Below are 230 nucleotides of genomic sequence, written 5' to 3' on the forward strand. Positions count from 1 at the left end.
TTCCAGTTTCTCAGTGCCAACGACCTGAACTCGGTCTGCCGATACCTGAGCAATCAGAAACAGTCAGCGGAGGAAGCGTTCTGGCAACACCTGGACACGGAATCCACATTGCGAACCGGCCTGTTACGGTCGCTCTTTTGCTGTCTGCGCATGGAAGGCACCGACAAAACGCAACGGTTAGCCCGGATCTTAGACCAAGCTCGGTTGGATCTGGTCGCCGGCAATATGCT

1 protein-coding gene is annotated in these 230 nt (G+C 55.2%); it reads left to right on the plus strand.

Annotated features, from left to right (window positions below; translation table 11 throughout):
- A partial coding sequence (locus A3761_RS28925; protein WP_156491612.1) for a hypothetical protein occupies positions 1-230 on the plus strand: 230 nt, incomplete at both ends.

Source organism: Oleiphilus sp. HI0123, from assembly GCF_001635315.1.